General features: G+C 53.6%; 24 protein-coding genes. 6 read left to right on the forward strand and 18 right to left on the reverse strand.

What is annotated here, in order from left to right; translation table 11 throughout:
• Window positions 1-17: 17 nt before the first annotated feature.
• The 15 genes from rnhB to rpsB all read right to left on the reverse strand — a co-directional run bounded on the left by rnhB (window position 18) and on the right by rpsB (window position 14,976).
• Window positions 18-614, reverse strand: a complete 597-nt coding sequence (rnhB, locus tag VF709_RS10030; protein ID WP_440231473.1) for a ribonuclease HII — start codon at window positions 612-614, stop codon at window positions 18-20.
• Window positions 611-1,759, reverse strand: coding sequence for a lipid-A-disaccharide synthase (gene lpxB / locus VF709_RS10035; protein WP_013095663.1), 1,149 nt, complete (start codon window positions 1,757-1,759; stop codon window positions 611-613). Before lpxB ends, rnhB begins: the two co-directional genes overlap by 4 nt.
• Window positions 1,759-2,547 carry an acyl-ACP--UDP-N-acetylglucosamine O-acyltransferase gene (gene lpxA / locus VF709_RS10040; protein WP_013095662.1) on the reverse strand — a complete coding sequence of 263 codons (789 nt, stop codon included), beginning with the start codon at window positions 2,545-2,547 and terminating at the stop codon, window positions 1,759-1,761. The genes lpxB and lpxA overlap by 1 nt, the downstream gene beginning before the upstream one ends.
• 3 nt (window positions 2,548-2,550) lie before the next feature.
• Window positions 2,551-3,006, reverse strand: a complete 456-nt coding sequence (gene fabZ / locus VF709_RS10045; protein ID WP_010426706.1) for a 3-hydroxyacyl-ACP dehydratase FabZ — start codon at window positions 3,004-3,006, stop codon at window positions 2,551-2,553.
• Between the two features lie 104 nt (window positions 3,007-3,110).
• On the reverse strand, window positions 3,111-4,136 hold the full coding sequence (gene lpxD, locus VF709_RS10050; protein WP_013095661.1) for a UDP-3-O-(3-hydroxymyristoyl)glucosamine N-acyltransferase: 1,026 nt from the start codon (window positions 4,134-4,136) through the stop codon (window positions 3,111-3,113).
• A gap of 3 nt (window positions 4,137-4,139) precedes the next feature.
• A complete protein-coding gene (gene skp / locus VF709_RS10055) occupies window positions 4,140-4,634 on the reverse strand; it encodes a molecular chaperone Skp (protein ID WP_013095660.1) in 495 nt (164 codons plus the stop codon).
• Window positions 4,635-4,756: 122 nt separating this feature from the next.
• Window positions 4,757-7,174 (reverse strand): outer membrane protein assembly factor BamA, encoded by a 2,418-nt coding sequence (gene bamA / locus VF709_RS10060; RefSeq protein ID WP_095907355.1) that lies wholly within the window; start codon window positions 7,172-7,174, stop codon window positions 4,757-4,759.
• A 31-nt stretch (window positions 7,175-7,205) separates the two neighbouring features.
• On the reverse strand, window positions 7,206-8,558 hold the full coding sequence (rseP, locus tag VF709_RS10065) for a sigma E protease regulator RseP (RefSeq protein WP_440231478.1): 1,353 nt from the start codon (window positions 8,556-8,558) through the stop codon (window positions 7,206-7,208).
• An 11-nt stretch (window positions 8,559-8,569) separates the two neighbouring features.
• A complete protein-coding gene (gene cdsA, locus VF709_RS10070) occupies window positions 8,570-9,427 on the reverse strand; it encodes a phosphatidate cytidylyltransferase (protein ID WP_013095657.1) in 858 nt (285 codons plus the stop codon).
• A gap of 12 nt (window positions 9,428-9,439) precedes the next feature.
• Window positions 9,440-10,198, reverse strand: coding sequence for a (2E,6E)-farnesyl-diphosphate-specific ditrans,polycis-undecaprenyl-diphosphate synthase (ispU, locus tag VF709_RS10075; RefSeq protein ID WP_028028110.1), 759 nt, complete (start codon window positions 10,196-10,198; stop codon window positions 9,440-9,442).
• Window positions 10,199-10,384: 186 nt separating this feature from the next.
• The gene (gene ispC, locus VF709_RS10080; protein WP_149896554.1) at window positions 10,385-11,584 is read right to left on the reverse strand and encodes a 1-deoxy-D-xylulose-5-phosphate reductoisomerase; all 1,200 of its coding nucleotides are present in this window, start codon (window positions 11,582-11,584) and stop codon (window positions 10,385-10,387) included.
• A gap of 95 nt (window positions 11,585-11,679) precedes the next feature.
• Window positions 11,680-12,237, reverse strand: a complete 558-nt coding sequence (gene frr / locus VF709_RS10085; RefSeq protein ID WP_008501909.1) for a ribosome recycling factor — start codon at window positions 12,235-12,237, stop codon at window positions 11,680-11,682.
• 167 nt (window positions 12,238-12,404) lie between these two features.
• Window positions 12,405-13,130, reverse strand: a complete 726-nt coding sequence (pyrH, locus tag VF709_RS10090; RefSeq protein WP_003856194.1) for a UMP kinase — start codon at window positions 13,128-13,130, stop codon at window positions 12,405-12,407.
• Between the two features lie 151 nt (window positions 13,131-13,281).
• The gene (gene tsf / locus VF709_RS10095) at window positions 13,282-14,133 is read right to left on the reverse strand and encodes a translation elongation factor Ts (RefSeq protein WP_008501911.1); all 852 of its coding nucleotides are present in this window, start codon (window positions 14,131-14,133) and stop codon (window positions 13,282-13,284) included.
• Between the two features lie 117 nt (window positions 14,134-14,250).
• Entirely contained in the window at window positions 14,251-14,976 is a 726-nt protein-coding gene (gene rpsB, locus VF709_RS10100) for a 30S ribosomal protein S2 (protein ID WP_013095653.1), read from the reverse strand.
• Between the two features lie 321 nt (window positions 14,977-15,297).
• Here rpsB and map point away from each other — a divergent pair, with 321 nt between their 5' ends.
• The 4 genes from map (at window position 15,298) to VF709_RS10120 (ending at window position 20,189) form a co-directional block, all read left to right on the forward strand.
• Window positions 15,298-16,092 carry a type I methionyl aminopeptidase gene (map, locus tag VF709_RS10105; RefSeq protein ID WP_013095652.1) on the forward strand — a complete coding sequence of 265 codons (795 nt, stop codon included), beginning with the start codon at window positions 15,298-15,300 and terminating at the stop codon, window positions 16,090-16,092.
• 63 nt (window positions 16,093-16,155) lie between these two features.
• Window positions 16,156-18,831 carry a bifunctional uridylyltransferase/uridylyl-removing protein GlnD gene (gene glnD / locus VF709_RS10110; protein WP_038418715.1) on the forward strand — a complete coding sequence of 892 codons (2,676 nt, stop codon included), beginning with the start codon at window positions 16,156-16,158 and terminating at the stop codon, window positions 18,829-18,831.
• Window positions 18,832-18,863: 32 nt separating this feature from the next.
• A complete protein-coding gene (gene dapD / locus VF709_RS10115; protein WP_013095650.1) occupies window positions 18,864-19,688 on the forward strand; it encodes a 2,3,4,5-tetrahydropyridine-2,6-dicarboxylate N-succinyltransferase in 825 nt (274 codons plus the stop codon).
• A 111-nt stretch (window positions 19,689-19,799) separates the two neighbouring features.
• Window positions 19,800-20,189: a DUF3461 family protein gene (locus tag VF709_RS10120; RefSeq protein WP_008501916.1), complete on the forward strand. Its 390-nt coding sequence runs from the start codon at window positions 19,800-19,802 to the stop codon at window positions 20,187-20,189.
• Between the two features lie 104 nt (window positions 20,190-20,293).
• On the opposite strand, the gene cdaR is transcribed toward VF709_RS10120, so the two are convergent.
• The 3 genes from cdaR to dgt form a co-directional block, all read right to left on the reverse strand.
• On the reverse strand, window positions 20,294-21,451 hold the full coding sequence (gene cdaR, locus VF709_RS10125; protein WP_013095649.1) for a DNA-binding transcriptional regulator CdaR: 1,158 nt from the start codon (window positions 21,449-21,451) through the stop codon (window positions 20,294-20,296).
• Window positions 21,452-21,604: 153 nt separating this feature from the next.
• Entirely contained in the window at window positions 21,605-23,041 is a 1,437-nt protein-coding gene (degP, locus tag VF709_RS10130) for a serine endoprotease DegP (RefSeq protein WP_013095648.1), read from the reverse strand.
• Between the two features lie 131 nt (window positions 23,042-23,172).
• Window positions 23,173-24,687, reverse strand: coding sequence for a dGTPase (gene dgt / locus VF709_RS10135; protein WP_038418713.1), 1,515 nt, complete (start codon window positions 24,685-24,687; stop codon window positions 23,173-23,175).
• A gap of 82 nt (window positions 24,688-24,769) precedes the next feature.
• Between dgt and mtnN the strand changes: the two genes are divergently transcribed.
• Together mtnN and btuF are read left to right on the forward strand one after the other, a co-directional pair.
• A complete protein-coding gene (gene mtnN / locus VF709_RS10140; protein ID WP_013095646.1) occupies window positions 24,770-25,468 on the forward strand; it encodes a 5'-methylthioadenosine/S-adenosylhomocysteine nucleosidase in 699 nt (232 codons plus the stop codon).
• A complete protein-coding gene (btuF, locus tag VF709_RS10145) occupies window positions 25,461-26,261 on the forward strand; it encodes a vitamin B12 ABC transporter substrate-binding protein BtuF (RefSeq protein WP_038418711.1) in 801 nt (266 codons plus the stop codon). Before mtnN ends, btuF begins: the two co-directional genes overlap by 8 nt.

Consider the following 26,261-nt stretch of genomic DNA (forward strand, 5'->3'; position numbering starts at 1 on the left):
ATTGCTTGCGTATTGATTCAGGACACCAGTCCCAGCGCGCGTTTCACCGGGCCAAAACTGCGCCGGTGGTGCTCGGTTGCGCCATGTTCAGCCAGCTTTTCAAAGTGGAAGGCTGTAGGATACCCTTTATGCTGAGCGAAGCCATACTGAGGGTAAGTGAGATCCAGCGCGGCCATTTCAGCATCGCGAGTCACTTTGGCAATAATAGAAGCCGCACTGATTTCCGCGACCCGGCTATCCCCTTTTACTACCGCCATGGAAGGCACAGGTAATGCAGGGCAACGGTTGCCGTCAATAAGAACATACTCCGGGGCAATTTTCAGCCCCGCCACCGCACGCTGCATCGCCAGCATTGTGGCATGCAGGATGTTCAGCTCGTCAATTTCATGCGGCTCAGCACGCCCAAGGCTCCAGGCTAATGCTTTTTCCTGAATCTCATCAAATAACGCCAGTCGGCGCTTTTCTGAAAGCTTTTTGGAGTCATTCAACCCGATAATCGGACGGGCCGGATCGAGGATCACCGCCGCGGTCACAACAGCGCCCACTAACGGGCCACGGCCCACTTCGTCCACACCCGCAACAAGGTGGGTGTGAGGATAAATAAATTCCATCATCTTGCTAACTCCAGCACCGCATCAGCCGCTTGCTCATCGGCATTACAGCGGATCTGCTGATGCAGTTCGCGGAACGTATCATGCATCTGGTGGCTAGTCTTGCCGTTGGCAAGCAGCGGTAGCAGCGCATCGGCCAGCGCCTGAGGCTGACATTCGTCCTGCAGAAGCTCTTTCACCAGTTCACGCCCGGCGAGCAGGTTTGGCAGCGAAACGTACTCCGTCTTCACCAGGCGTTTGGCCAGCCAGAAGGTGAACGGTTTCATGCGATAGCCTACCACCATCGGACATTTCGCCAGCATGCACTCCAGGGCTGCCGTACCGGAGGCCAGCAGCGCGGCGTCGCTCGCAACCATCGCCTCACGGCCTTTTCCATCCAGCAGATGGATGTGAAGATCCGGTGCAACCTCGGCTTTGATACGCTCAAACTGCTCCCGGCGCTTGGCGTTCACCAGCGGCACAACCACTTCGAGATCGGGATAGGTATCGCGCAGAATTTGCGCGGTTTTCAGGAAGTCCGCGCTAAGCATCTCTACTTCTGCGCCACGGCTACCCGGCAGAAGAGCCAGACAGTGCGCATCGTGAGGGATCCCCAGCACGTCACGCGCTGCGTTTTTATCCGGATCCAGCGGCATCGCATCCGCCATGGTATGCCCGATAAAACGGCACGGAACGTTAAATTTGTCGTAAAACGCTTTTTCGAAAGGCAGGAAAGCCAGCACCAGATTGGTTGACCGTCCGATTTTGAAAACGCGTTTCTGTCGCCACGCCCAGACGGACGGACTGACGTAGTGAATTGTTTTAATGCCCTGCTTTTTCAGATTCCCTTCGAGGGTAATGTTGAAGTCAGGCGCATCGATACCGACAAAGACATCGGGTTTGAGCTCGGTGAAGCGGCGGGTAAGATCGGCGCGGATATGCAGCAGACGACGCAGTCGCCCCAGCACCTCAACAATGCCCATCACGGCCAGCTCTTCCATTTCGTACCAGGCTTCGCAGCCTTCAGCCTGCATTAGCGGGCCTGCAACGCCAACAAAGCGAGCATCAGGTACGCGAGCCTTAAGCGCGCGGATAAGACCGGCACCAAGAATATCGCCGGAGGTTTCTCCGGCGACCAGGGCTATCGTAAGCGGACGACTGTCGACCATTAACGAATCAGACCCCTTGTGGAACGGTCAAAGAATTCCATGAACGCGTTCACTTCAGGGTGCTTTTCCGCCAGTTCGGCAATTTCCGGCTTCGCCTCTTCCAGCGTTTTGCCGCTACGGTACAGTAACTTATACGCGTTGCGGATAGCCGTAATCGCTTCGCGACTAAAGCCACGACGCTTGAGGCCTTCGATGTTCACGCCGAATGGCGTGGCATGGTTGCCCTGCGCAATTACATACGGTGGGACGTCCTGCGCCACACCGGAGCATCCGCCGACCATCACATGTGCACCAATGATGCAGAACTGATGGACTGCGGTCATACCGCCAATAATTGCGAAATCATCAACCGATACGTGTCCTGCCAGCGTTGCGTTGTTGGCAAGAATACAGCGGTCACCTACGGTACAGTCGTGCGCGATGTGCGCATTAACCATAAACAGGTTATCGCTGCCCACCTTCGTCAACCCACCACCCTGTACTGTTCCACGATGAATGGTGACGCTTTCGCGGATACGGTTACGATCGCCAATTTCCAGACGGGTCGACTCACCAGCATATTTTAAATCCTGGTTAACTTCGCCGATGGAGGCGAACTGATAGATCTCATTGTTGCTGCCAATGGTCGTATGACCATTCACGACAACGTGAGATTTCAGTACTGTACCCTCACCAATTTCGACATGGGGACCAACAATACAGAACGGGCCAATGTGGACATTAGCACCAATAATGGCGCCGGTTTCCACAATAGCGGTAGGATGAATAAAGGCAGATTTATCAATCACGTATCAGGACTCCCGGCTACGAGCACACATCATCGTCGCTTCGCAAACAACTTTGCCGTCAACCAGCGCTACGCCTTTAAAGCGAGTCAGGCCACGACGCGTTTTTTCAAAAGTGACTTCCATGATCATCTGATCACCAGGCACGACAGGACGCTTGAAGCGCGCTTCATCGATACCCGCGAAGTAGTACAGTTCACCCGGCTCCAGTTTGCCTACGCTTTTAAACGCAAGAATACCGGTAGCTTGTGCCATCGCTTCCAGGATCAACACACCCGGGAAGATGGGTTTACCAGGGAAGTGCCCCTGGAAGAATGGCTCGTTAACGGAGACATTTTTCACTGCGCGCAGAAAACGACCTTCTTCAAAATCCAGCACACGGTCTACCAGCAAAAACGGGTAACGGTGCGGCAGAAGTTCTAAAATCTCTTCAATATGCAGAGTATGAGTGTCGGTAGTCAAAATACTCTTCCTGTCAAAATGTACTGATTAGCAATAATAACACGGCCTGCCGGTTTAAAAGAAAGCCGACAGGCCGGGAAATTAAGCGTTAAAAAGATGAACGCTTAGTCTTGTTGATCGATCTTACGCTCAAGGGACTTGAGTCGCTTGCTCATATCATCAATATTCATCACCAGAGCTGCTGTTTTACGCCATACCTTGTTAGGTTGCAGCGGGATGCCTGAGGAATAGACGCCTGGCTCAGTGATAGGACGCATTACCATGCCCATTCCCGTCACGGTGACCTTGTCGCATATTTCCATATGACCATTGATCACGCTGGCACCGCCAATCATGCAGTAACGGCCAATTTTCAGACTGCCTGCCATGATGACGCCACCTGCAACCGCGGTATTGTCGCCAATCACAACGTTATGCGCAATCTGGCACTGATTATCGATAATAACACCGTTGCCGATAATGGTATCGTCAAGCGCACCACGGTCAATGGTGGTACAGGCTCCGATCTCAACGCGATCGCCAATGATAACGCGACCAAGTTGCGGGATCTTAACCCAATTACCACGATCGTTAGCGTAGCCAAAACCGTCAGAACCAATCACTGTGCTGGACTGAACGAGGCAATTTTCGCCGATTTCAACTTCGTGGTAGACGGACACATTGGCCCACAAACGGGTCCCGGCGCCGATTTTTGTGTTTTTCCCAACGAAGCAGCCCGGGCCGATGACGACGTTATCGCCCAGTACGACGCCAGACTCGATCACGGCATTTGCGCCGACTGCTACGTTGTTACCCAGCTGAGCCGTCGGATCGATTGCTGCACTGGCAGCAATGTTTTGCGCCGGCTGCGGCGTGGTATCAAGAATTTGTGCCATGCGAGCATACGTCAGGTAGGGATTTTTCACTACCAGTGCCGCACCAGTGGCAAACGGAAGATCGTCCTGCGTCAGAACAACAGCCGACGCCTGGCATTGAGCCAGATGTTCACGGTACTTAGGGCTTACCATGAAGGTAATATTGCCAGCTTTAGCAGATTGCATGGACGCAACAGCGGTGATGACGATATCGCCATCACCGTGTAATTCTGCATCCAACTGCTGAGCTAAATCAGCCAGTCGAATTGAAGGCATTACTTATTTAACCTGTTTCAGAACATCAGCGGTGATGTCTTTAACATCGCTGCTGTTGAAAGCAACGGCGTTCGCATCAACAACCAGATCGATGTTCTGATCGGCAGCAACTGCTTTAACAGCAGTCTGAATGCGAGTCACCAGCTTGCCACGCTCTTCGTTAGAACGACGCTGACGATCCTGCTCGAAAGCCTGCGCTTTCTGGGAGAACGTCTGGCGCTGAGCCATTACGTCTTTTTCCAGTTTGCTGCGCTCGCTTGATTTCATGGTAGAACCATCACGCTGCAGACGCTGCATTTTGGACTGAAGATCGTTTTCCATACCCTGCAGTTCGCTTGCACGGCCTTTGAATTCGTTTTCCAGAGTCGCAGAAACGCCAGTTTTCTGTGCAACCTGCTGGAACAAATTACCCATGTTGACGATTGCAATTTTGTCTGCTGCCTGAGCAGAAGTTGCCATCGCTAAACCGAGACCTGCAGCTAATAACCACTTTTTCACAATTAACTCCTTACCATCCCATTGGCACCAGAAGGTACCGTTCTTTGCGTGGCAAGGCGATCGTTTTACCGATCGCCGGTTGTCAGCGCTACACTGCCAACGCATTCCTTTGCAGCGGAGAATTACCAGGTTTTACCAATGTTAAACTGGAATTGCTCCGACTTATCTCCATCATATTTCTTAAACGGCTGGGCGTAAGAGAAGACCAACGGCCCCAGCGGTGACATCCATTGTAATGCGATACCTGCAGACATGCGAATATTGCCCGGATCGCTGTAGTCTGGAACACCTGCCGCACGCATCTGGGCAGTGTTCTCCCAGTTGGTATCCCACACGGTACCGGCATCCCAGAAGAAGGACGTACGGACTGAGTTGGCGTATTTATCACTGATAAATGGCGTTGGCGTGATGAACTCAAGGCTCGCCACGGCCATGGCGTTACCGCCTACCGCATCATCAGAGCTACAAACCTGTTTTGGATCCCGGCTTGCGCAATTATCTTCGTCATTACCGCCGTAATAAACCGCTTTCGGACCAATGTTATTGGACTGGAAGCCACGAACGGTACTGGAACCACCGGCGTAGAAGTTCTCATAGAACGGCATCTCTTTGCCGCCTAAACCATCGCCATAGCCCCAACGGGTACGACCCAGAACCACCCACTTATGATCGTCATCGATCGGGAAGTACGAGGCAGTATCGAGCGTTAACTTGTAGAACTCGTTATCAGAACCAGGAATAGTCACTTTACCATTCAGGTTGACACGAGAGCCCTGCGTTGGGAAGTAACCACGGTCAAGGCGGTTATACGTCCAGCCGTAGTTGAAGGTGAAGTCATCCGCCGCAAAACCGTTGTTATCGCTCGAGGTGCTCGCCGACTGGCCGATAGAGTCGAGATAACGCCACATTGCCACCTGCGGTTGCATATTGGACAGGTCGTTATGCACGTAACCTAAGCCCGCACGCAGGGTGTTGTATTCGTTAACCGGGAATCCAAGCGTACCGTCTACACCGTAGCTCTTGTTGGTGTACGAGGACAGATCCGCGTCGTCTGCTTTAAAGTCGTTATAGAAGATACGACCACCCAGGCTCACACCGTCAACGGTGAAGTATGGGTTAGTGACAGAGAACTCAGAGTAGGTCTGGTAGTCGTTTTTGGTACCGTTGATACCCACCGAGTAACCCGTACCCAGCCAGTTATCCTGCTGAACGCCAACCTGGAAGCTCACGCCGCTTTCAGTACCGTAGCCCACACCGAAGTTAAAGCTACCGGTATTACGCTCTTTCACTTTGTACACGACATCAACCTGGTCCGGGCTGCCCGGCACACGCTGGGTATCGGTATCAACCGTTTCAAAATAGCCCAGACGGTTCAGACGCTCTTTACCCTGGTCAACGAGGTCGCTACCCAACCATGCCCCTTCCATCTGGCGCATTTCGCGACGCAGAACAGAATCTTTGGAGGTGTCGTTACCTTCGAAGCGGATCTTACGCACGTAGAAACGGTTGCCCGCATCAACGTTAACGTGAAGCTTAACGGTTTTATCCGCGTCGTTGATTTCCGGCTGAGTTTGCACACGCGGATAGGCATAACCATAACGGCCGAGCAGCTTTTTAATGCCGTCTTCCATTTTGGTTACTTTAGAACCGCTGTACAGATCGCCTGGCTGAATTTTGGTCAGCGATTCGATCTCGGCAGAATGCCCCGCCAGGTTGCCACTTACTTCAACACCCGAAAGCTTGTACTGATCGCCTTCTGTGATGTTAATCGTAATGTAGATCCCTTTCTTGTCCGGGGTCAGACTCACCTGAGTCGAGTCGATGTTGAAACGGGCATAACCGCGATCCAGATAGTAGCTGCGCAGGGTTTCGAGGTCGCCCGCCAGTTTCTGTTTCTGGTATTTGCGATCGCCCACAACGTTCCACCACGGCACTTCGTCACGCAGCTGGAAGGTGGAGATCAGTTCGTCGGTAGTGAACGCGTGGTTCCCGACGATGTTGATCTGTTGGATCTTCGCCGAGACGCCTTCCTGGAAGACCAGCTTAAGGTCAACACGGTTACGCGGCAGCGGAGTCACCACCGCTTTCACGCTGGCGCTATACTTACCGACGCTGTAATAGAAGTCTTCCAGACCTTTTTCAATGTCTGAAAGGGTGGTGCGGTCCAGAGATTCCCCCACACGAACACCGGATGCTTCAAGGTTCTGCTTGAGCATGTCATCTTTCACCGACTTATTACCGGAGAAAGTGATACTGGCGATCGTTGGACGTTCTTTAACCTGAACCAGCAGCGTATCACCATCGCGCAGGACGCGGACATCCTCAAAGTTGCCGGTGGCAAACAGAGCACGGATGGTGTTACTGATGTCATCATCATTAACCGTATCGCCGGGGCGCACAGGCATACTGAGGAGGGCCGCACCAACGGCGACACGCTGAAGGCCTTCGAAATGAATGTCTTTCACTACGAACCCGTCAGCACCGTATACGGTGGCGCTGCTAAACAGCAGCGACGCTATGAGCAACTTTTTCATCGCCATCGTTATTATGCGTTCTTCCTAACTAACTCTCTTACAACCGAGAGAAATCATTGAAAAGTGCAAGCCCCATTAACAGCACCAGCAAAATCGAGCCAATGCGATAACTAAAGTCTTGAACTCGCTCGGATACCGGCCCGCCTTTTAGCTTTTCAATCGCTAAAAACAGCAGATGACCCCCGTCTAAAACGGGAAGCGGGAACAGGTTGATGATCCCAAGGTTCACGCTAATGAGCGCGAGAAACATGAGATAGTAAATCACCCCGAACTCCGCTGACATCCCAGCCCCCTGAGCTATCGAAATTGGCCCACTGAGGTTGTTCAGTTTCACATCACCGGTTATCAATTTCCCCAACATGTTTACCGTCAGCTTCATCAGTTGCCATGTTTTATCCGTGGCTTCAAGGATGGCGCTAAACGGCCCATACTGGCGTATTGTCTTGTACTCATCAGGCAGCGGGATCACTTTAGGCACAACGCCTGCAAACCCTTCTGCCTTTTTGCCGACCGATTTGCTATCCGGGATCAGCGTCAGCGAGAGTGGACTACCCTGCCTTTCAACTTCCAGCGCGAGCGACGTACCCGGATTATCGCGCACCAGAGTAACAAAGGTCATCCACTGTGTTAATGGCTGACCATCGACTTTAACGATCCTGTCGCCAGCTTGCAAACCCGCTTTGCTCGCCGCCGAATTTGCCTGAACTTCGGCTAATATCGGTTCGATCTGCGCACCACGTGGGCGAATCCCCAGCGCGGAGACGGGATCTTCTTTGTCTGGTTCGAAACCCCAGTGACGCAAATCCAGCACTTTATTCTGTCGCTGGTCAGAACCAAACGGTGACACGCTGACCATGGTCTGCTCATCACCGATTTTGGCTACCAGTTGCAGTCGCACGGCATCCCAATCAGGGGTTTCGATACCATCAATCGCTTTAAGTTCCATCCCCGGCGTAATTTGCGCACTCGCCGCGATGGAATTGGGGGCGATTTCACCGACAACCGGACGCACGCCCGGAACGCCGATGATAAACACCAGCCAGTAAGCGAAGATAGCAAAGATGAAATTGGCTACCGGTCCGGCAGCAATGATGGCGGCACGTTGTCCAACGGTTTTGTTGTTAAACGCGCTGTGTCGAAGCTCAGGGGCCACAGGCTCAACACGTTCGTCGAGCATTTTGACGTAGCCACCGAGCGGGATAAGGGCGATGACAAATTCCGTGCCGTGACGGTCGGTACGCGTCCAGAGTGATTTGCCAAAACCGATGGAGAACCGCTCTACGCGCACACCGCAACGGCGAGCAACCCAGAAATGGCCAAATTCATGCACGGTAATCAGTACACCCAGTGCAACAATGAACGCCGCCAGATTCCAGAGAATGCTCAGCATAAAACCTTCCGTTAAATCGTCCCGAATACCAGTAAAAGCAGACAAGCAAACACGGGAACAGCCGCTGTCAGGCTGTCAATGCGATCCAGTATCCCGCCATGCCCTGGAATCAGGTGTCCGCTGTCCTTAATCCCTGCTTCTCGCTTGAACATACTTTCGGTTAAATCACCGAGTACCGAGGCCAGCGCGGCAAAAATCGAACACACCAGCAGTATTGACGGTGCAATGTCCAGATTCGCCCAGACGCCATAGCCCCAGGAGATAATCGCTGCCGTAAACAGGCCGCCGATGAATCCTTGCCAGGTTTTACCAGGCGACACCTTCGGAGCCAGTTTATGTTTGCCGAACAGTTTACCAAACATATAGGCCCCAGAGTCAGCCCCCCAGACCAGAATCATCACATAAAGCAGCCAAATCGCACCGCTGTAGTGGTTTTCGTCGTAGTGCCAGGCGCGCAGAGCCACCATGCCCCAGAAAAAAGGCACGATGGTAAGAAGACCAAATATAAGGCGCAGCACTTTTGAGTTGCGCCATAACGCCGCGGAGCCTGGATAAAAAAGCACCAAAACAAGGGCGGCGATCCACCAGGCCAACGATACCCACAGGGACCCGGCAACCAGTGGTTGGTGAATATCATGGTGATATTCCGGCAAGGTAAACAGCATCAGGGCCAGGATCAAGCCACAGAGTACCGCCAGCCATACCCGCTGACTGCGCGATGTAAAGCCGCTAAACTGTCCCCATTCCCACGCGGCCAGCATACACACCACCAGCGTGACAATAGCAAATCCCACCGGGGGCAGTAAAAACAGCGCCGCAATGACAATGGGTATTAATACAAAAGCGGAAATCAGGCGATACTTCAGCAAAAGCTACCCCCATCAGGCTTTGTCGCCACCAGGCTCGGTGCCGCCGAAACGACGCTCTCGATTGGCAAAGGCATGCAGCGCACCTTCAAAGTCTTGTTCATCAAAATCGGGCCAAAGCACATCCGTAAAGTAAAGTTCGGCATAGGCAATTTGCCATAGCAAAAAGTTACTTATGCGATGTTCTCCCCCTGTCCTAATTACCAAATCCACAGGTGCCAGTTCATTCATGCAGATTTGCTTGCTCAGCGCGTCTTCATCAATTTGGTCGGGTCTCAACAACCCTTCCTGAACCTGTTCGGCCAGGTGCCGAACCCCCTGGATAATATCCCAGCGTCCACCGTAATTCGCCGCGATATTCAGCGTCAGACCCGTGTTATTTTCAGTCAGCGCTTCTGCTTTACGAATCCGTTCCTGCAAACGTGAGTTAAAACGACTGGTTTCGCCAATGACACGCAGGCGCACGTTGTGGCGGTGCAGGCTTTTTACTTCGCTGTCGAGCGCCCACACAAACAGTTCCATCAACGCAGTCACTTCCTGCGCAGGTCGATTCCAGTTTTCACTGCTAAAAGCATAGAGCGTTAACGCATCAATGCCGTTATTGGCGGCAAAAGAGACGGCGCGGCGAACAGATTTCGCCCCAGCTTTATGCCCAAAGGCTCGTATCTTCCCTTGTCTTTTCGCCCAGCGGCCATTGCCATCCATGATGATTGCTACATGACGGCAGCCATGAGCTGGCAAGTTTTCGCTTATTGGTTGATTCGCAGACAACATAACGCGTTTTTAGTCCCTGAAAAGGATTTAACGGTACTCAGGAATACTGAAGCCTATACGTAAAAAAGCCGTGTCAAACCACGGCTTACCTGACCACTTAAAGTCAAATACCTGCGATCAGGTGGCGCAGACTATATCACCGAAGCCCAACGCTAACAAATAGCACGACGACTAGTGCTTGCTTTATCACCAGCTTGCGAGACGTGTCACCTGTTTGCGCGCAATAATACGAGCCTGCTCATCCACCGCCAGCACCTCTTCCACGCTTTGTGGTTCGCGCAGATCCATCAACTCCAGTACCGACAAATTCAGCATAGCGATATCGGTGAAACGGATCTGCTGATTCAGAAATGCTTCAACGGTAATTTCATTGGCTGCATTGAGTGCCGTCGTCGCCGCCTGCCCCTGGTCAAAGGCATTCATTGCAAGCTTAAGACACGGATAACGATCGTAGTCAGGTTCACTGAACGTCAGAGAACTCAGCTTGCAAAAATCGAGTGGCTTTACGCCAGATTTCACGCGTTCAGGCCATGCCATTGCATGTGCAATTGGCGTACGCATATCCGGCTCTCCCAGCTGTGCCAGCACGCTGCCGTCCTGATAGCGCACCATCGAGTGAATCACCGATTGCGGGTGGATCAGCACTTCCATCTGTTTCGCCGACGCGTTAAACAGCCAGCGAGCTTCAATGTATTCCAGACCTTTGTTCATCATAGTGGCAGAGTCAACGGAGATCTTACGCCCCATTGACCAGTTCGGATGACGGCACGCCTGATCCGGCGTCATTGCGCTCAGTTCAGACAGTGGCGTTTCACGGAACGGGCCACCAGACCCGGTAAGCAAAATCGATACAACCCCATTCTGCTCCAGGTCAGCGTACCCCAGGTTCTGCTGAAAAGGTTGCGGTAAACTCTGAAAAATGGCGTTGTGCTCGCTGTCGACCGGCAAAAGACGTGCTCCGCGCTGCTTAACCGCCTCCATAAACAGACGTCCGCAGGTTACCAGCGACTCTTTATTCGCCAGCAGAACATCTTTACCGGCATCGATGGCGGCCAGCGTCGGCAGCAACCCGGCCGCGCCAACAATGGCGGCCATCACCTGATCGACCTCGTCCAGCGCGGCCATCTCACAGGCAGCCTGCTGCCCGCTCAGAACCTCAGTACGACTGCCCTTCTCTTGCAGAGCGGCTTTCAGCTGGTGGGCACTCTCTTCGTCATCCATTACCGCATAGCGGGGCGTAAACTCCAGACACTGCTCGACCATTCGCTGCACATTCTTCCCGGCCACCAGTGCTGTCACGGTGTAAAGCGCAGGGTTGTGGCGTACAACGTCGAGAGTGCTGCAACCGATAGATCCGGTTGAGCCAAGGAGAGTTAAATGCTTCATGAGATGCCCGAAAAAAGTTAGACCAGATAAAAGCAAAACGCCGCCAGCAAGACCCGAAGTCCCTCTGAACGGCGTTTATCAGTGTAAGACAGAAATCAGAACTGCATCAGTTCCGCTTCTTTATCTGCCAGCGCCGCATCAATTTTCTTGATGGCAGCGTCAGTCATTTTCTGAATATCGTCCTGTGAACGACGATCGTCATCTTCACTGATCTCTTTTTCTTTCAGCAGCGCTTTCACTTTATCGTTAGCGTCGCGACGGACGTTACGCACGGAAACACGACCCTGCTCAGCTTCGCCACGCACGACTTTGATCAGGTCTTTACGACGCTCTTCGGTCAGCGGAGGCAGTGGAACACGGATATCAGCACCCGCAGAGCTTGGGTTCAGACCGAGGTCAGATGCCATGATCGCTTTCTCAACCGCCGGGCCCATAGAGCGATCGAACACGTTGATTTTCAGCGTACGGGTATCTTCCACGGTCACGCTCGCCAGCTGGCGCAGAGGGGTAGGCGTACCGTAGTACTCTACGATGATGCCATCCAGCAGGCTTGGAGAAGCACGGCCAGTACGGATTTTGCTGATTTGGGTTTTGAACGCTTCTACGCATTTTTCCATGCGTACTTCAGCATCTTTTCTGATGTCGTTAATCACGTTACGAATCCTTGAAAACTTGTCTCAGGCAGACTATCCGCCAGCACAGTGCTACAGGTGTGCTAAGTATAGTCGCGTTTAATTCATGACAACGCCAATGGCGCGTCCGGGTAAGATACCACTTCAAAATAAAGCGGAATCTTACCTGTATTTATCGCCGACGGAAATTATTCCGTGATCAATGTGCCTTCTTTTTCGCCCATGACCACGCGGCGCAGTGCGCCAGGCTTATTCATATTGAAGACACGGATCGGCAGTTTGTGGTCGCGAGCCAGCGTGAAGGCGGCAAGATCCATCACTTTCAGCTCTTTTTCCAGCACTTCGCTGTAGGACAGCTGATCGTACATAGTGGCAGAGGGATCTTTTGCCGGGTCGGCGGTAAACACGCCATCCACTTTGGTTGCTTTCAGCACCACATCGGCTTCGATTTCGATACCGCGCAGGCAGGCAGCGGAATCGGTTGTAAAGAACGGGTTACCCGTACCGGCGGAGAGGATCACCACGCGGTTGTTGCGCAGCAGGCTGATCGCTTCTGCCCAACTGTAGTTATCACAAACGCCATTCAAAGGAATAGCGGACATCAGGCGGGCATTCACATAGGCACGATGCAACGCATCACGCATTGCCAGACCGTTCATCACGGTTGCCAGCATACCCATATGGTCGCCCACAACGCGGTTCATCCCCGCTTTCGCCAGACCAGCACCACGGAAAAGGTTGCCACCGCCAATGACCACGCCGACCTGAATACCCAGTTCGACAAGTTCTTTGATCTCCTGTGCCATGCGGTCGAGAATGCTTGCGTCAATACCGAAGCCTTCCGATCCCTGCAGCGCTTCGCCACTCAGCTTAAGCAGAATGCGTTTGTACACGGGTTTTGCATTGGTAGCCATGTTTCTTTCCTGAGACTGTCAACGATTAAGATGGGGGTTAATTCTGGCGACATAGTATGTCGCATACCAGCACAGCGATACGGGATCCTGTCTGATTTTCGTCTGACGGGTGACAAAAAGAAGCCGCCCTCAGGCGGCTCCTTTTTCATCATTAAGACTGCTTGGACATTGCAGCAACTTCTGCTGCGAAGTCAGTCTCAACTTTCTCGATGCCTTCGCCCACTTCGAAGCGGATGAAGCCAGTTACGTCAGCGTTGTGCTCTTTCAGCAGCTGAGCAACGGATTTGCTTGGATCCATAACGAAAGGCTGGCCAGTCAGAGAAACTTCGCCGGTGAATTTCTTCATGCGGCCTTCAACCATTTTCTCTGCGATTTCTTTTGGCTTACCAGACTGCATCGCGATGTCCAGCTGAACCTGGTACTCTTTCTCTACCACTTCAGCAGACACGTCTTCTGGTTTAACGAATTCTGGTTTGCTTGCAGCGATGTGCATTGCCAGCTGTTTAACCAGCTCTTCGTCAGCGCCTTTAGCCGCAACCAGAACACCGATACGCGCACCGTGCTGGTAAGAACCCAGAACGTCGCCTTCCAGGGAAGCTACGCGACGGATGTTGATGTTCTCACCGATTTTAGCAACCAGCGCAACACGTTCTTCTTCGAACTGTGCTTTCAGAACTTCAACGTCAGTGATTTTGCCAGCAACAGCTGCGTCCAGAACTTTGTTAGCAAATGCCTGGAAACCACCATCTTTAGCAACGAAGTCAGTCTGGCAGTTAACTTCCAGAATGATGCCGTAGTTGCCGTCGATTTTAGTGATGATCACGCCGTCAGCAGCAACGTTGCCTGCTTTTTTAGCTGCTTTGATCGCACCGGATTTACGCATGTTTTCGATTGCCAGCTCGATGTCGCCGTTCGCTTCAGTCAGCGCTTTTTTGCAATCCATCATGCCTGCGCCAGTACGCTCGCGCAGCTCTTTTACCAGGGATGCGGTAATTTCAGCCATTCTTAAATCCTCGGGAGATGTGAACTGCCCGGCCTGCGGCCAAACAGTATAAATTGAAAAAAGGGGCCGATAATGGGCCCCTATTCATACACGGTACTAATAAGGGGTGAAACCTTATTATTCAGCTTCTACGAAGCTTTCTTCCGCCTGAGAAGCCAGATCCTGGGAACGGCCTTCACGAACGGTAGCAGCTACAGCGCTCAGGTACAGGCTAACAGCACGGATTGCGTCGTCGTTACCCGGGATAACGAAGTCAACACCGTCCGGATCGGAGTTGGTATCAACGATAGCGAATACCGGGATACCCAGGTTGTTAGCTTCTTTGATTGCGATGTGCTCGTGGTCTGCATCGATTACGAACAGCGCGTCTGGCAGGCCGCCCATATCTTTGATACCGCCCAGGCTGTTTTCCAGCTTGTCCAGCTCACGAGTGCGCATCAGCGCTTCTTTCTTAGTCAGCTTGTCGAAAGTACCGTCCTGAGACTGGGTTTCCAGATCTTTCAGGCGCTTGATGGACTGACGAACAGTTTTCCAGTTGGTCAGCATGCCGCCCAACCAGCGATGGTTCACGAAGAACTGGTCGCAGCTGTTAGCAGCATCTTTCACAGCTTCGCTTGCAGCGCGCTTAGTACCAACGAACAGAATCTTACCTTTACGGGAAGCGATCTTGTTCAGCTCAGCCAGGGCTTCGTTGAACATTGGTACAGTTTTCTCAAGGTTGATGATGTGAACTTTGTTACGCGCGCCGAAGATGAAAGGCTTCATTTTCGGGTTCCAGTAACGGGTCTGGTGACCGAAGTGAACACCAGCCTTGAGCATGTCGCGCATGGAAACAGTTGCCATGTTTAAAACCTCTATATTGAAAGTTGGGGTTATGCCTCCACGTATCCCATATTACCGACCCCGAAGGGCACCCCGGAATATGTGCCGATACGTGTGTGTTGTTACACAAAGTGAGATATATCGCTCCCGTCCAGCCTGTGTATCTGAGATGGATCGGAAGTCCGGCGCGCTTTATACCACAAATCACGACCAGAAACCAATAATTGTTGGCGTAGTGTGCTGTTAATGATTCTCAGTTTGGCACGGGGTGCGCCTGACTGATACCATTGACGGTACTTAGACTAGTATTGTCGAAAAAATCGACACCGATGGACAGATTACATGGCTATCTCTATTAAGACCCCTGAAGAAATTGAAAAGATGCGCGTCGCCGGTCGTCTGGCCGCGGAAGTGCTGGAAATGATCGAGCCGTTCGTGAAACCGGGCGTCAGCACCGGCGAGCTGGACCGCATCTGTAACGACTATATCGTTAACGAGCAGCACGCGGTCTCCGCCTGCCTCGGCTACCACGGTTTCCCGAAATCCGTCTGCATTTCTATAAATGAAGTGGTGTGCCACGGTATTCCGGATGACGAAAAACTGCTGAAAGATGGCGACATCGTCAACATCGACGTCACCGTCATTAAAGATGATTACCACGGTGACACCTCGAAGATGTTTATCGTGGGCAAGCCAACCATCCTGGGCGAGCGCCTGTGTAAAGTGACGCAGGAGAGCCTCTACCTGGCGCTGAAGATGGTGAAACCGGGCATTCGCCTGCGCACCATTGGTGCCGCTATCCAGAAGTTTGTCGAAGCGGAAGGTTTCTCCGTGGTTCGCGAATATTGTGGTCACGGCATTGGCCGCGTCTTCCACGAAGAGCCGCAGGTTCTGCACTACGATGCGGATGACGGCGGCGTGGTGCTGCAAAAAGGGATGACCTTCACCATCGAGCCGATGGTCAACGCGGGTGACTACCGTATCCGTACCATGAAAGATGGCTGGACGGTGAAAACCAAAGACAGAAGCTTGTCTGCACAGTACGAGCATACTATTGTGGTAACAGACAACGGCTGCGAAATTATGACGTTGCGCAAGGATGACACCATCCCGGCAATACTGACGCACGATGAATGATAAAAAAGCCGGCAAATGCCGGCTTTTTTAATGGCGATAGCTTTTTCTTATGGGTGGCGCACGATGAGTAATCTATTACCCGAACAGTATGCTAACACAGCACTCCCCACCCTCCCCGACCAGCCCGATAACCCGGGCGTCTGGGCGCAGCACGAGCTGAGCTGTGCCGGCATCAAAGCCCATATGGATGTCTTCCAGCGCTGGCTGGGAAGCGCGTTTGATGCGGGCATTTCCGCCGAACAGCTCATTGAAGCGCGCACCGAATTTATTGACCAGCTTCTGCAACGCCTGTGGATTGAGTACGGGTTCGGGCAGGTCAGCGACGTGGCGCTGGTTGCCGTCGGGGGCTATGGCCGCGGTGAGCTGCATCCGCTTTCCGATATTGACCTGCTGATCTTAAGCCGCAAAAAGCTGCCGGACGAACAGGCGCAGAAGATTGGCGAATTACTGACGCTGCTCTGGGATGTGAAGCTGGAAGTCGGCCACAGCGTACGCACCCTGGAAGAGTGCCTGCTGGAGGGACTATCGGATCTGACCGTTGCCACCAACCTGATTGAAACCCGCCTGCTGATCGGCGACGTCGCGCTGTTCCTGGAACTGCAAAAACACATATTCAGCGACGGCTTCTGGCCATCAGAAAAGTTCTTCGCCGCTAAGGTCGAGGAACAAAATCAACGCCACCAGCGCTATCACGGCACAAGCTATAACCTTGAACCGGATATCAAAAGCAGCCCCGGCGGCCTGCGCGATATCCACACATTACAGTGGGTAGCTCGTCGCCACTTTGGCGCCACCTCGCTGGATGAAATGGTGGGTTTTGGCTTTTTAACCGAGGCCGAGCGAAACGAGCTCAACGAGTGTCTGCATCTACTGTGGCGCATTCGTTTTGCCCTCCATCTTGAACTTAATCGCTACGATAACCGTCTGTTGTTCGACCGCCAGCTCAGCGTGGCCCAGCGCCTTCACTACAGCGGCGAGGGTAACGAACCGGTTGAGCACATGATGAAGGATTTCTTCCGCGTGACCCGACGCGTTACCGAGCTCAACCAGATGCTATTGCAGCTGTTCGACGAAGCTATTCTGGCGCTGACGGCCGACGAAAAACCGCGCCCCATTGATGATGAGTTCCAGCTACGCGGCACGCTTATCGATCTGCGCGACGAAACGCTGTTTATGCGCGAGCCGGAAGCGATCCTGCGGATGTTCTATACCATGGTCCGCAACAGCACGATCACCGGGATCTACTCCACCACCCTGCGCCATTTGCGCCATGCGCGCCGCCATCTGACGCAGCCGCTGTGCTATATCCCGGAAGCGCGTTCGCTGTTCCTGAGCATGCTCCGCCATCCGGGCGCCGTCAGTCGCGGACTGCTGCCAATGCACCGTCATAGCGTACTGTGGGCCTATATGCCGCAATGGTCGCACATTGTCGGGCAGATGCAGTTCGATCTGTTCCATGCCTATACGGTGGATGAACACACGATCCGCGTCATGCTCAAGCTGGAGAGTTTTGCGAAAGAAGAGACGCGCTCCCGCCACCCTCTGTGCGTTGAGCTGTGGCCACGGCTGACCCATCCGGAGCTGATCCTGATTGCCGCCCTGTTCCACGATATCGCCAAAGGGCGCGGGGGGGACCACTCGGTGCTCGGCGCGCAGGATGTGTTGAAATTTGCCGAACTGCACGGTCTGAACTCACGTGAAACACAACTGGTGGCCTGGCTGGTGCGCCATCACCTGCTGATGTCGGTCACCGCACAGCGTCGTGACATTCAGGACCCTGAAGTGATCAAGCAGTTTGCAGAAGAGGTACAAACAGAAAACCGTCTGCGCTATCTGGTCTGCCTGACGGTGGCCGATATCTGCGCCACCAACGAAACGCTGTGGAACAGCTGGAAGCAGAGCCTGCTGCGTGAACTGTACTTTGCGACCGAAAAACAGCTGCGCCGCGGAATGCAAAACACGCCGGACATGCGTGAGCGCGTGCGCCACCATCAGCTGCAGGCTCTGGCCCTGCTGCGGATGGACAACATTGATGAAGAGGCGTTGCATCAGATTTGGGCCCGCTGTCGTGCCAACTACTTTGTCCGTCACAGTCCAAACCAGCTCGCCTGGCATGCGCGGCATCTGCTGCAGCATGATTTGTCGCAGCCGATGATCCTGCTCAGCCCGCAGGCGACGCGCGGTGGTACCGAGATCTTTATCTGGAGCCCGGACCGCCCTTATCTGTTTGCTGCGGTATGCGCTGAACTGGACAGACGAAACCTGAGCGTGCACGACGCGCAGATTTTCACCACCCGCGACGGCATGGCGATGGACACCTTTATTGTGCTGGAGCCGGACGGCAGCCCGCTGTCGTCGGATCGTCATGAGGGGATACGTTTTGGTCTGGAGCAGGCCATCACTCAGCGCAGCTGGCAGCCGCCGCAGCCGCGTCGTCAGCCCGCGAAACTGCGCCACTTTACCGTCGATACCGAGGTCAATTTCCTGCCAACCCACACCGATCGTAAATCGTTCCTGGAGCTCATTGCCCTGGATCAGCCAGGTCTGCTCGCCCGCGTCGGCCAGGTCTTTGCCGATCTGGGAATTTCGCTTCACGGGGCCCGAATTACAACCATTGGCGAGCGAGTAGAAGATTTATTTATAATCGCAACAGCGGACCGGCGTGCCCTTAATAATGACCTGCAACTTGAAGTGCAACAACGGTTGACAGCAGCCCTCAATCCAAACGATAAAGGGTGACGTGTTTTTTAGTGAAATGGAAAGAGTAAACAATGCAGCAGTTACAGAACGTTATTGAGTCCGCTTTTGAGCGTCGCGCCGAGATTACCCCGGCAAATGTGGATACCGTTACCCGCGAAGCGGTTAACCAGGTGATTTCTCTGCTGGATTCCGGCGCGCTGCGTGTAGCAGAAAAAATCGACGGTCAGTGGGTCACTCATCAATGGCTGAAGAAAGCCGTGCTGCTCTCTTTCCGTATCAACGATAACCAGGTTATCGACGGAGCTGAAAGCCGCTACTTCGATAAAGTGCCAATGAAATTCGCTGATTACGACGAAGCGCGTTTCCAGAAAGAAGGCTTCCGCGTAGTGCCACCTGCTGCGGTGCGTCAGGGCGCGTTCATCGCCCGTAACACCGTACTGATGCCATCCTACGTAAACATCGGTGCCTATGTAGACGAAGGCACCATGGTGGATACCTGGGCTACCGTGGGCTCCTGCGCGCAGATCGGTAAAAACGTTCACCTGTCCGGCGGCGTCGGCATCGGTGGCGTACTGGAACCCCTGCAGGCTAACCCAACCATCATCGAAGACAACTGCTTCATCGGCGCGCGCTCTGAAGTGGTAGAAGGCGTGATCGTTGAAGAAGGCTCAGTGATCTCCATGGGCGTTTACATCGGTCAGAGCACCCGTATTTACGACCGTGAAACCGGCGAAATCCATTACGGCCGTGTTCCGGCAGGCTCCGTGGTTGTTTCCGGCAACCTGCCGTCTAAAGATGGTAAGTACAGCCTGTACTGTGCGGTTATCGTGAAGAAAGTGGACGCGAAAACCCGCGGTAAAGTGGGCATCAACGAATTGCTGCGCACCATCGATTAATCGGATATAACAAAAAGCGGGGGCAACCCCGCTTTTTTCATATCTGAGGGTGGCGAAAATAGATTTTTTCGTTAATTATTCAAAGGTTATGTTGAGATCAAGGGTACCGCTATGTACGATAATCTGAAAAGTCTGGGCATTACCAATCCTGATGAAATTGATCGTTACAGCCTTCGCCAGGAAGCCAACAACGACATTTTAAAAATCTATTTTCACAAGGACAAAGGAGAGTTTTTCGCCAAGAGCGTGAAGTTTAAATATCCACGCCAGCGTAAGACCGTCGTCGCAGACGGTGTAGGACAGGGATACAAAGAGGTTCAGGAAATCAGCCCCAACCTGCGCTATGTGATCGATGAACTCGATCAGATCTGCCAGCGCGACCGTACCGAAGTCGATCTCAAGCGTAAGATCCTTGACGATCTGCGTCACCTTGAAAGCGTTGTGACTAATAAGATCAGCGAGATTGAAGCGGATCTTGAGAAATTAACGCGTAACAAATAAGTTGGGTGCGGCCTGATGCCCTCACCCCGGCCCTCTCCCACAGGGAGAGGGAGAAAACCATCATGTAGGCCGGGTAAGGCGAAGCCGCCACCCGGCAAACAACATCATCGCTGTTCATCCAGCTGCAACGCCACATACAGCAGCAGCCTGTCGTCAAAACTTCCCAGATCCAGCCCTGTCAGCTCCGAAATCCGGTTGAGCCGATACTCCAGCGTGTTGCGGTGAATGAACAGCGCTTTCGACGTCGCCAGCGGCTGCACGTTATGCCGGAACCACGCCTGTAGCGTCCGGCGCAGCAGGCCATTGTTGTCCATCGCTTTCAGACGCGCGAGCGGACGCGCCAGCTCATTGGCCTGCCAGCCACCGCGCAGGCTGTCGAGCAGTACCGGCAGCATCAGATCCTGATAAAAATAGCTGCGGCTTTCCGGCATTCGCTGTTTACCCACCATCATCGTGGTACGCGCCGTACGCCATGAGCGGGCGATACTGCCAGGCCCGGTAAAGTAATTCCCCAGGGCGACGCGAAAACGCAGCTGACCATTCTCTTTCATACGGGAAATTAACTGCTCCACACGACGACGGTGATCTTCCGCATCCCAGCGACCGAACGCGTTAAGCGCCGGCTTGAGCACCACCATTTCCGTCAGGGATACAATCGCCACCAGGTTGTCGCGCTCCGGCGTTGCCAGCGCGTTTTGTAGCTGCTGCAATTCAGCCATCGCGCTATCGACCCCCAGCTGGCCGCTATCCACCTCAATCACCGCCACGACGCGCGGTTGGTTCAGGTCAATACCCAGACGCTGCGCCCACTCGCTCAGCGCAGGCGTATGCTCCTCTGCCTGAATCAGGTTCATCACCAGCTCTTCGCGCAGACGGCTGTCCTGGGCCAGCAGGTGCATCAGGCGCGACTGCTCCAGCATCATCTCCGCCGTCATGCAGACCAGCTCGCCATATTTACGCAGTGATTCGGGTTCACCGGTCAGGCCTATTACGCCAACAATTTCCCCTTCAAGGCGCAGCGGTAAATTGATGCCCTGACGGACGCCGTGCAGGTGTTTCGCCACGGCATCATCGATATCCACGACCCGCCCCTGGGAAAGCACCAGCAGTGCACCTTCGTGCAATTCCCCAATACGCTCGCGATCGCCGCTGCCAATAATGCGCCCGCGGGCATCCATTACGTTGATATTGGTATCGATGATGCGCATGGTGCGCGCCACGATATCCTGCGCCATTTTGGTATCAAGATGCCAGCCAGCCATGTAACCCTCCTGTGAGCAGAGCTCAAGCATAGGGGAGTTCGGTTACGGTCGCATTGTGCGAATGCACAAAATCAGGCAGTGAAGTATGGACTTGTGGGAAGGGTCACAGAAACAAAAAAGCCCCTGCTTACATCACGCAGGGGCTTACGAGGATTATTGCATCAGGAGGTAGATAGAGGTATCACCACGCTGAATATTCAGCGCCAGCACGGATGGTTTGCTGTCGAGAATTTTACGCAGTTCAGCGATGTTTTTCACCGGCTGCTGGTTAGCACCCATGATCACATCACCTTTTTTCAGGCCGATACGGGCTGCCGGGGAATTCGCTTTCACGTTATTCACCACCACGCCTTTATCTGCACCTTTGTTGCTCATCTCCGCCCCTTCAATACCGCTGAAGATGGTGCTGGAATCAACCTGATTCTGGCTGCTCTGCTGCAGCTCCAGACTCACGTTAACCGCCTTACCGTCACGCAGCAGGCCGAGGGTAACTTTGCTGCCAATTGGCATTGAACCCACTTCGGCACGCAGGGCGGCAAAACTGCTGATCGGTTTACCGTTCAGGGAGGTGATCACATCCCCGGCTTTAATCCCCGCTTTTGCTGCGGAGGAGTTCGGCATAACCTGGCTCACGAACGCGCCGCGCTGGGCGTCAACTTTCATCGCTTTCGCCAGTTCAGAGTTCAGCTCGGTACCCATGATACCCAGCTCACCGCGTTTCACCTGGCCGTACTGCACCATCTGCGCGGTCAGGTTTTTCACCATATTACTTGGGATAGCAAAACCGATACCGATGTTGCCGCCGTCCGGTGCCAGGATGGCAGTGTTAATACCAATCAGCTCACCGTTCAGGTTCACCAGCGCACCGCCGGAGTTACCGCGGTTGATCGCCGCATCCGTCTGGATGAAGTTTTCATAGTTCTCCGCGTTCAGGCCGCTACGGCCCAGCGCTGAAACAATCCCCGAGGTCACGGTTTCGCCCAGACCGAACGGGTTACCGATGGCCACGGTGTAGTCACCGACACGTAGCGCGTCGGAGTCGGCAATTTTAATCGCCGTCAGGTTTTTAGGATCCTGAATCTGGATCAGTGCGATATCAGAGCGTGGGTCCTTGCCCACCACTTTGGCGTCAAATTTACGCCCGTCGCTCAGCTGAACCTTAATGCTGTTGGCGTTATCCACCACGTGGTTGTTGGTAACGACATACCCTTTCGCGGCATCAATAATAACCCCCGAGCCAAGCGCCATGAATTTCTGCTGCTGGCCGCCGCCCTGGCCGTCATCCCCTGCGCCACCGCCCTGACAGAACGGAGAACTCTGGAATGGCGAACCGTCCTGGCAGAACGGCGAGTTATCGCCGAAGAACTGCTGGAAGTTACGCGGCATACGCGGCGTATTGACGGTCGTGCTGCCCTCAACGTTAATACTCACCACCGATGGCATCACTTTTTCGAGCATCGGTGCCAGGCTTGGCATCTGCTGCGCGGTTGCTGCCGATGACGCGGTCTCGGCTGCAGTAGCAGTCAGAGGAGACAGCGCTAAACCTAAACTCAGAGCCAGTGCACTCATTGCTAATGTGGTTTTTTTCATGTTTCTCAATCTCGATTTACAGATAACGCAAAATTGCTGTGTAACTCAGATTCGTTTTATACCGCTTAGTTCCGGCGATAAGTTTATGGAAAAAGTAAAAATTTATTGGTCGTCTTTACAAAACTCCGGGATTATTCCACCGCCATCAGCTTGCGGTACTCATCCCAGGCATACAAATCGGTCATTCCGCTGATATAGTCCTGGATGAGACGACAGCGATAATAATATTCGAGCACCGGCCACTGCGGTGAGTGGCGATCCAGTTTGCCGATGGCTTCAACGTAAGCCAGACGATGACGGGTAGAAAGTTTCTGATAAAGCCGGGACTCAATCGGTATTCGTCGCACGCGCTCTTGTTCCACCAGCTCGCTGAATTCATCGACCGACAATTGCAGCAGAGGGCGATATATTTCCAGTAAGCCGCTGATTACCCGGTATCCCTGCAGCTCTAACTGTTCGACATCGGGGTGGCTGAATACATGACGCATCGCGACATGTTTATATAACTCAAGCAACTGGCTGAAGCTACTGTCATCCTCCAGCAAGGCATGATTGAACTCGCCGCTAAAAATCATCGGCAAATTATCAATAAAGCGCGAGGCGGCGTAAGGCACCAGTTTATTTAATGTATTGACCCGCAAATACATAAAGAACTGATCTTCGGTGCTCCGGCTTAATGTATTTGCACGCGATTTTTCCCAGGCATTTTCGACCACCTGGGCAAACAGCGAACCTTTTTCATGTTTCCCCCATGCATCATAAAGATGCTGATAAAGCTCCTCGACGCTAAATATTCTTTTTTCAACCGCGTCTTCCAGGTCAGCAACGCAATAGGAGATGTCATCGGCGGCTTCCATAATCCACGTCAATGGGAAGCGGCCATTTGCAGTCAATGAAAGTTCTTTACGTAACCGCTCAATATAGCCCTCTTCGGAGAGGTAATAGCCCGGCTTTTTCATCAGATAGCTGTGCGAAGCGGGCGTTTCGCCCATCCACCAGGCGGGACGGGTATATTTGAGGATGCATCCCACCTGTGCCCAGGTCAGATTCATGCGCATCAGGGAGTGCACCAGCCGTATCCCCTGCGCATTGCCTTCAAAATGACAGAGATCCTGACGCACTTTACGACGCAGATCGTTTAGCCCGTCTTCGCCTTCACGCAGGCGTAAATCCCGCACCACGCAGCGGTCATCACTGAGCGGCTGGCTGACGGCATCCGACGGGAAGAGTCGCTGCCTGAACCAGTCGTTGATCGCCGCCTCGCCAAAGTGACCAAACGGCGGGTTGCCGATGTCGTGCATCAGGCAGGCCATCTCAACAATACTCTCAAAGGGCCCGGTCAACTCATCCAGACCGTAGGTTTCCAGCAAGCGCTGCTCTTTGAGACGGCTTAAAATCTCTTTGGCAATGTAGCGCCCCACCTGCTGAACTTCCATTGAGTGGGTAAGGCGTGTGCGCACGGCAGCGTTACGCTCAAGCGGAAACACCTGGGTCTTTTGCTGCAGACGACGAATGGCAGGCGAGTTAATGATCCGCCCGCGATCGCTTTCGAAGATACGCAGGATCTCATGTTCGCTCTTTTCACCCTGCGGCGAACGGAAACGTCGGTGCCAGTTAATTTTGGTGCGAAAATCGATCTGTGACATGTGCTCCCCCGCGTGAGAATGCGTTTCCCCTTAAGCGCATGATAGACTATGCATCTTAACAAGGCACATCGCGAGTAAATCTATGAAAATCGGCATTATTGGTGCAATGGAAGAAGAAGTTACGCTGCTGCGTGACAAAATTGAGAACCGTCAGACTCTCTCTCTGGGGGGTTGTGAGATCTATACCGGTCAACTGAACGGTGTTGACGTGGCTCTGCTGAAATCAGGCATCGGTAAGGTTGCTGCTGCGCTGGGCGCAACGCTGTTGCTTGAGCGCTGCAAGCCAGACGTGATCGTTAACACCGGCTCTGCAGGCGGTCTGGCACCGACCCTGAAAGTGGGTGATATCGTCGTCTCCGATGAAGCGCGTTACCACGATGCAGACGTTACCGCATTCGGCTACGAATACGGTCAGCTTCCAGGTTGCCCGGCCGGCTTTAAGGCCGACGATAAGCTGGTTGCGGCGGCAGAAGAGTGCATTGCTGAGCTGAACCTCAACGCCGTACGCGGCCTGATTGTGAGCGGTGATGCCTTCATCAATGGCTCCGTCGGCCTGGCAAAAATCCGTCACAACTTCCCGCAGGCTATCGCCGTTGAGATGGAAGCGACCGCGATTGCCCACGTTTGCCATAATTTCAACGTCCCGTTCGTGGTGGTCCGCGCCATCTCTGACGTGGCCGATCAGCAGTCTCATATCAGCTTCGACGAATTCCTGGTTGTCGCGGCAAAACAGTCCACCGTGATGGTGGAGAGCCTTGTGCAGAAACTGGCTCGTGGCTAAACATGCCGTCAGGGCGCTGGTCGCCCTGCTTCTGCTCGCACCGGCCTGGCTCTGCGCCGCGCCGCGTGTGATTACCCTCTCCCCCGCTAACACCGAACTGGCGTTTGCCGCCGGTATCATCCCCGTTGGTGTAAGCAGCTTTTCCAATTACCCACCGCAGGCCGCGCATATTGAACAGGTCGCAACCTGGCAAGGGATGAACCTTGAGCGCATCGTGGCGCTTAAGCCCGATCTCGTGCTCGCCTGGCGTGGCGGTAACGCAGAGCGGCAGGTTAATCAACTGACGTCGCTTGGGATCAAGGTCATGTGGGTGGATGCCGTGAGCATTGAGCAGGTCGCTCAGGCGTTACGCGCTCTGGCGCCCTACAGCCCAACCCCGGCCAAAGCCGAGGATGCGGCAAAACAACTGCTCAGCGACTATGCGGCACTCAAAGCAAAATACGATACCCCCGTTAAAAAGCGCATCTTTTTGCAGTTTGGCAGCCAGCCGCTGTTCACCACCGGAAAAGGCTCCATTCAGAATCAGGTCCTGGAAGTGTGCGGCGGAGAAAATATCTTTGCGGCCAGCCGGATACCGTGGCCTCAGGTCAGCCGGGAACAGGTTCTGGCTCGCCGACCACAGGCGATCGTTGTGGTCGGAAATGCGAGCGAGATTCCTAAAATTGAACAATTCTGGCAAAGCCAGCTAAAAATTCCGGTGATCCCCCTCACCAGCGACTGGTTTGAACGCGCCAGCCCGCGTATTATCCTCGCCGCAAAACAACTCTGTGCCGCTCTGGCCGAGAGTCATTAA

This window comes from Enterobacter sp. Lyrl_3, assembly GCF_051948675.1.
In the GTDB taxonomy this organism is placed as follows: Bacteria; Pseudomonadota; Gammaproteobacteria; order Enterobacterales; family Enterobacteriaceae; genus Enterobacter; species Enterobacter cloacae.

Coding starts and splice junctions, on each gene's coding strand:
- rnhB (WP_440231473.1), bottom strand. CDS start 614: ATGATGGAATTTATTTATCCTCACACCCACCTTGTTGCGGGTGTGGAC.
- lpxB (WP_013095663.1), bottom strand. CDS start 1,759: ATGGTCGACAGTCGTCCGCTTACGATAGCCCTGGTCGCCGGAGAAACC.
- lpxD (WP_013095661.1), bottom strand. CDS start 4,136: ATGCCTTCAATTCGACTGGCTGATTTAGCTCAGCAGTTGGATGCAGAA.
- bamA (WP_095907355.1), bottom strand. CDS start 7,174: ATGGCGATGAAAAAGTTGCTCATAGCGTCGCTGCTGTTTAGCAGCGCC.
- rseP (WP_440231478.1), bottom strand. CDS start 8,558: ATGCTGAGCATTCTCTGGAATCTGGCGGCGTTCATTGTTGCACTGGGT.
- ispU (WP_028028110.1), bottom strand. CDS start 10,198: ATGTTGTCTGCGAATCAACCAATAAGCGAAAACTTGCCAGCTCATGGC.
- ispC (WP_149896554.1), bottom strand. CDS start 11,584: ATGAAGCATTTAACTCTCCTTGGCTCAACCGGATCTATCGGTTGCAGC.
- pyrH (WP_003856194.1), bottom strand. CDS start 13,130: ATGGCTACCAATGCAAAACCCGTGTACAAACGCATTCTGCTTAAGCTG.
- tsf (WP_008501911.1), bottom strand. CDS start 14,133: ATGGCTGAAATTACCGCATCCCTGGTAAAAGAGCTGCGCGAGCGTACT.
- rpsB (WP_013095653.1), bottom strand. CDS start 14,976: ATGGCAACTGTTTCCATGCGCGACATGCTCAAGGCTGGTGTTCACTTC.
- map (WP_013095652.1), top strand. CDS start 15,298: ATGGCTATCTCTATTAAGACCCCTGAAGAAATTGAAAAGATGCGCGTC.
- glnD (WP_038418715.1), top strand. CDS start 16,156: ATGAGTAATCTATTACCCGAACAGTATGCTAACACAGCACTCCCCACC.
- dapD (WP_013095650.1), top strand. CDS start 18,864: ATGCAGCAGTTACAGAACGTTATTGAGTCCGCTTTTGAGCGTCGCGCC.
- VF709_RS10120 (WP_008501916.1), top strand. CDS start 19,800: ATGTACGATAATCTGAAAAGTCTGGGCATTACCAATCCTGATGAAATT.
- cdaR (WP_013095649.1), bottom strand. CDS start 21,451: ATGGCTGGCTGGCATCTTGATACCAAAATGGCGCAGGATATCGTGGCG.
- degP (WP_013095648.1), bottom strand. CDS start 23,041: ATGAAAAAAACCACATTAGCAATGAGTGCACTGGCTCTGAGTTTAGGT.
- dgt (WP_038418713.1), bottom strand. CDS start 24,687: ATGTCACAGATCGATTTTCGCACCAAAATTAACTGGCACCGACGTTTC.
- mtnN (WP_013095646.1), top strand. CDS start 24,770: ATGAAAATCGGCATTATTGGTGCAATGGAAGAAGAAGTTACGCTGCTG.